This is a genomic window from Acinetobacter sp. UBA3132 (assembly GCF_002364825.1).
Taxonomy (GTDB): Bacteria; Pseudomonadota; Gammaproteobacteria; order Pseudomonadales; family Moraxellaceae; genus Acinetobacter; species Acinetobacter schindleri.
On record NZ_DEZM01000234.1, the window covers coordinates 4,459 to 5,902 of the forward strand.

Sequence of the window (1,444 nt, forward strand, 5' to 3'; positions counted from 1 at the left end):
CTTTACCAACAACATCCCGCAAAAGGATGGTGGTACGCATTTAGCCGGTTTCCGTGCTGCACTGACCCGTGGTTTAAATAACTATATGGACAGTGAAAATATTCTGAAAAAAGAAAAAGTTGCAGTATCTGGTGATGATGCACGTGAAGGCTTGACTGCGATTGTATCGGTGAAAGTACCGGATCCGAAATTCTCATCACAGACCAAAGAAAAGCTGGTGTCGAGCGAAGTAAAAACTGCGGTCGAACAGGCCATGAATAAGTCATTCTCAGAGTACTTGTTAGAGAATCCGCAAGCAGCGAAATCAATCGCGGGTAAAATCATAGATGCCGCACGTGCCCGTGATGCAGCGCGTAAAGCACGTGAAATGACGCGTCGTAAGAGTGCGTTAGACATTGCCGGTCTTCCAGGTAAACTGGCAGACTGTCAGGAAAAAGATCCAGCATTGTCTGAACTGTACCTGGTCGAGGGTGACTCGGCGGGTGGTTCTGCGAAACAGGGACGTAACCGTAAGATGCAGGCAATCTTGCCACTGAAAGGTAAAATCCTGAACGTGGAACGTGCACGTTTCGACCGTATGATTTCATCGGCTGAAGTGGGGACGCTGATTACTGCACTGGGCTGTGGTATTGGTCGTGAGGAATATAATCCGGACAAGTTGCGTTATCACAAAATCATCATCATGACCGATGCTGACGTGGATGGTTCGCACATCCGTACTTTACTATTGACCTTCTTCTTCCGTCAAATGCCGGAACTAGTAGAACGTGGTCATATTTATATTGCACAGCCACCGCTGTACAAGCTGAAAAAAGGTAAGCAGGAACAGTACATCAAGGATAATGATGCACTGGAAACTTACCTGATTTCGAATGCGATTGATGAACTTGAACTGCATATCAGTGCGGATGCACCTGCCATTCGTGGTGATGCACTGGCAAATGTAATTGCGGATTACCAGACCTCGCAAAAAAGCTTGAATCGTTTGACGCTACGTTATCCTGCAACGTTGCTGGATGGTCTGTTGGCGCTTGAAGCATTTAAACTGGATCAGGCAACTGATCTGGATTATGTGGAAAACTGGGCAATGCAGTTGCGTCAACACATCGAAGACAAGCAACCAAGCCTGCGTCCTGAGCTGGGTATTGAAACCTTCGAGAAGGAAGATGCAGAAGGCAACAAGTCTGTGACTTATCTGCCACGTATCACGATTTATATCCATAACCTGCCACATGTTTATCTGCTGGATTCAGGTCTGTTGGGTTCAAGTGAATATGCACGTTTATTGAAGAACTCGAAGAGCTGGTTTACGTTACTTGAAGAGGGTGCTTACCTACAAAAAGGTGAGCGCAAGATTCTGGTGAATAGCTTCCATGAAGTATGGCAGCACATCCTGCAAGACTCACGTCGCGGCATGATGATCCAGCGTTATAAAGGTCTGGGT

1 protein-coding gene is annotated in these 1,444 nt (G+C 46.6%); it reads left to right on the forward strand.

Annotation, left to right across the window (positions count from 1 at the left end; all coding sequences use genetic code 11):
* The coding region (locus B4033_RS13185; RefSeq protein WP_286834590.1) for a toprim domain-containing protein at positions 1-1,444 on the forward strand (1,444 nt) is incomplete at both ends.